This is a genomic window from Neisseria sp. HMSC03D10, from assembly GCF_001807625.1.
Classification (GTDB): Bacteria; Pseudomonadota; Gammaproteobacteria; order Burkholderiales; family Neisseriaceae; genus Neisseria; species Neisseria mucosa.
Window position 1 is genome coordinate 17,586 of sequence record NZ_KV789527.1, and the last position, 4,116, is coordinate 21,701.

Annotated in this window: 3 protein-coding genes; all 3 read right to left on the minus strand. The window is 48.1% G+C overall.

Annotation, left to right across the window (positions count from 1 at the left end; genetic code table 11):
• Positions 1-108: 108 nt before the first annotated feature.
• The gene (gene pflB, locus HMPREF3066_RS05035; RefSeq protein ID WP_070440876.1) at positions 109-2,394 is read right to left on the minus strand and encodes a formate C-acetyltransferase; all 2,286 of its coding nucleotides are present in this window, start codon (positions 2,392-2,394) and stop codon (positions 109-111) included.
• 417 nt (positions 2,395-2,811) lie between these two features.
• Positions 2,812-3,285: a bacterioferritin gene (gene bfr / locus HMPREF3066_RS05040; RefSeq protein WP_003755415.1), complete on the minus strand. Its 474-nt coding sequence runs from the start codon at positions 3,283-3,285 to the stop codon at positions 2,812-2,814.
• A 22-nt stretch (positions 3,286-3,307) separates the two neighbouring features.
• On the minus strand, positions 3,308-3,772 hold the full coding sequence (gene bfr, locus HMPREF3066_RS05045) for a bacterioferritin (protein ID WP_003755417.1): 465 nt from the start codon (positions 3,770-3,772) through the stop codon (positions 3,308-3,310).
• Positions 3,773-4,116: the final 344 nt, after the last annotated feature.

Here is a 4,116-nt window from a genome sequence, read left to right on the forward strand (position 1 = left end):
TGTCCTGATTTAAATTTAATCCACTATATCAAACCATTGCTTCAGGCAAAATCAAGCCGGGTTCCGGATAATCCGTCCCCCGGCTTGGTTTACTGTAAACCCTTTGCTTTACATGGTTTGTGTAAAGGTGCGGGTAATCACGTCAAGCTGCTGTTCGCGGGTCAGCGAGTTGAAGCGTACGGCGTAACCGGACACGCGGATGGTCAGTTGCGGATATTTGTCCGGATTGTTCATCGCGTCTTCCAGCGTTTCGCGGGTCAATACGTTGACGTTCAGGTGTTGGCCGCCTTCCACTTCTCCTTCTTCGTGGTGGAAGTAACCGTCCATCAGGCCTGCGAGGTTGCGTTCGCGGGAATTTTCGTCTTTACCCAATGCACCCGGCACGATGGAGAAGGTGTAGGAAATACCATCTTTGGCAAACTCGAACGGCAGTTTGGCTACGGAGGTCAGCGAAGCGACGGCGCCGTTGACATCGCGGCCGTGCATCGGATTAGCGCCCGGACCGAACGGTGCGCCTGCGCGACGGCCGTCCGGCGTGTTGCCGGTTTTTTTACCGTACACGACGTTGGAGGTAATGGTCAACACGGACTGAGTCGGCGTCGCGTTGCGGTAAGTTTTGTGGGTCGCCACTTTTTTCATGAAGCGTTCCACCAAATCGCAGGCAATATCGTCCACGCGGTCGTCGTTGTTACCGAACTGCGGATATTCGCCTTCGATTTCAAAGTCGACGGCAATACCGTTTTCGTCGCGAATCGGTTTGACTTTGGCGTATTTGATGGCGGACAGCGAGTCGGCGGCCACAGACAAACCGGCGATACCGCAAGCCATAGTGCGTTTCACGTCGCGGTCGTGCAGCGCCATCAACGCGGCTTCGTAGCTGTATTTGTCGTGCATGTAATGGATGATGTTCAACGCGGTAACGTATTGGGTGGCCAGCCAATCCATGAATTTGTCCATGCGTGCAAAGACAGTGTCGTAGTCCAAGACTTCGTCCATAATCGGTTCGGTTTTCGGACCGACTTGGTCTTTAGATTTTTCGTCCACGCCGCCGTTGATTGCGTACAGCAGGGTTTTCGCCAAGTTGGCGCGTGCGCCGAAGAACTGCATTTGTTTGCCGACCACCATCGGGCTGACGCAGCAGGCAATGGCGTAGTCGTCGCTGTTGAAATCCGGACGCATCAAATCGTCGTTTTCATATTGGATGGACGAGGTGTCGATGGACACTTTGGCGCAAAATTCTTTAAAGCCTTGCGGCAGTTGTTCGGACCACAACACGGTGATATTCGGTTCGGGAGATGGACCCATGTTGTACAGGGTGTGCAGCACGCGGAAGTTGGTGCGGGTTACCAGCGTGCGGCCGTCTAAACCCATACCGCCGATGGATTCGGTTGCCCAAATCGGGTCGCCGGAGAAGAGTTGGTCGTATTCGGGCGTGCGCAGGAAACGGACCATACGCAGTTTCATCACCAAATGGTCGATAAATTCTTGCGCTTGGGTTTCGGTAATTACGCCGTTTTTCAGGTCGCGCTCGATGTAGATGTCCAAGAATGAAGACACGCGACCGAACGACATGGCGGCGCCGTTTTGCGATTTAACGGCGGCAAGGTAGCCGAAGTAAGTCCATTGGATGGCTTCTTGTGCATTTCTCGCAGGACCGGAAATGTCGTAGCCGTAAGAGGCTGCCATTTCTTTCATTTGACCCAAGGCTTTGTATTGTTCGTTGATTTCTTCGCGGCGGCGGATAACTTCTTCCAAATCCACGCCGTTTTCCAAATCGGCTTGCAGCGAGTTGAACTGGTTGAATTTGTCTTTCATCAAGAAGTCGATACCGTACAATGCCACACGACGGTAGTCACCGATAATGCGGCCGCGACCGTAAGCGTCCGGCAAGCCGGTAATCACACCGGATTTGCGGCAACGGCGGATGTCGGGCGTATAAACGTCAAACACGCCTTGATTATGGGTTTTGCGGTATTTGGTGAAGATTTCGCTGACTTCGGGGTTCAACTCGACGTTGTACACTTTGCACGCGTCTTGTACCATTTTCAAACCGCCAAACGGCATGATCGAGCGTTTCAGAGGCTCGTCTGTTTGCAGGCCGACGATGGTTTCCAAATCTTTATTGATATAGCCCGGCGCATGGCTGGTAATGCCGGACACGATTTGCGCGTCGATTTTGTAAGGTTCGTGTGTGCGGTTTTCGACTTTGATGCCTTCCATCACGTCCGCCCACAGTTTGGTCGTCGCCTCGGTCGCAGGCGCGAGGAAAGACGCATCGCCTTCATAAGGCGTGTAGTTTTTCTGAATAAAATCGCGCACGTCGACATTGGTTTCCCAATTACCGCCGACAAAACCTTCCCAAGCGGCAGGGCGTTGCTGTACATCGGTTGACATATCAAGCTCCTAATTTGTCAGATAGAATTTATAGGTAGAAGAAATTTACCTTTGCAGAATAGCACTTTAGCTCTATGAAGTGTAACGATTGGCGGAGATGTGAACGCTTACCCGATATTTTTTTGACTTACATCAATGAGAACAGTTATTACTTAAAACTACATTTTATTTTTCAAGCCTTTAGCGTGTAAACAAGTGTAGAATATAAAATTAAGCCCTGAAAACTTGTCCGGTTTTCAGGGCTTTTGTATGGGGTTGGGGTTTCATGGGGTTACATATTCTTTAGAAGAAGGTAAGTCGTCTGAAAAACTGAAATACTGTTTTTCAGACGAGCTTGATGAAAAGAAAAACGGCATATCCGAAAAGATATGCCGTTTATGGGTGCAGGGACTGCTATATTTGGCAGTGGTTTGTGTTTTAGTCCTCTTGCGCCGCTGTTTGCAGGTAGTTCGGCAAACCGACTTTGCCGATCAACTCCTGCTGGGTTTCGAGCCAGTCGATGTGTTCTTCGTTGATGTCTTTTTGTTTTTCCAACAAATCACGGCTGACGTAGTCTTGCTGTTGTTCCGCGATGGCGATGGCAGCGATGAGGGCATCGTGTTTTTCCTGTTCTTTCGTCAAATCGCAGGACAGGATTTCCTCAGTTGATTCGCCGATCAGCAGCTTGCCCAATTCTTGCAGGTTAGGCAGGCCTTCCAAGAACAAAATACGCTCGATCAAATCGTCTGCGGATTTCATTTCGCGGATGGACTGTTTGAAGAAATGTTCGCCCAATTCTTCAAAGCCCCAGTTTTTCAAAATGCGGGCATGCAGGAAGTATTGGTTGATGGTAACCAAGAGCAAGCCCAAGTTTTTGTTCAGCTCGCGGATAACTAAGCGATCGCCTTTCATTTTCAGCTCCTTATACGCTTAATTACAGTTGGCTTTGGTAGTAGTTGCCTTCGCCGACGAGCTCGATCAGACGCAGTTGTTGTTCCAGCCAGTGGGCGTGATCTTCTTCAGTGTCTTTCAACTGGGCAATCATCAAATCACGGGTAACGTAGTCTTGTGCTTCTTCGCACAGTTTGATGCCTTTTTTCAAAGCATCGCGTACTTCGTATTCGGTGTTCAAATCTGCTTTCAGGCAGGAAATCACGTCGGTACCGATGTTCAGTTCGGCACGGGTCATTTTAGGCGTACCGCCCAGCATCAGGATACGGCGGATGAAGTCTTCGGCGTGGGTGGTTTCTTCTTCCATCTCATGATTCAAACGTTCGAACAGTTTGTTGTAGCCCCATTCGGAGTACAGGCGTGAGTGGATGAAGTATTGATCGCGTGCAGCCAGCTCGCCGGACAACAGTTCGTTCATATAATCGATAACAGCTTGATTGCCTTGCATAATTCTTTCTCTTTCTTTGAAATTGTAAAGTGTCTGTAAAAAACATTGCGTGTTGTTTCTTGATGGCTGAATTGTATGCAAAAGCCTGACGCTTGACAAATTTTCTATTTAAAATACAAACAATTATCAAAAGAAACAGAAGCCTTAAAAGGTCGTCTGAAAATTCAATATCTTGTTTTATATAGATATTTATTGTCATTGGTATTAAGAATCCATTTCAACATTCAAAAATATTTACACTCTTTAACCATAAATAAAAGCAAATAAATTACAAAACCCAATCAAATTTTATTATTAATTATTCTCAAATGCTTTTATAGTGGATTAACTTTAAATCAGGACAA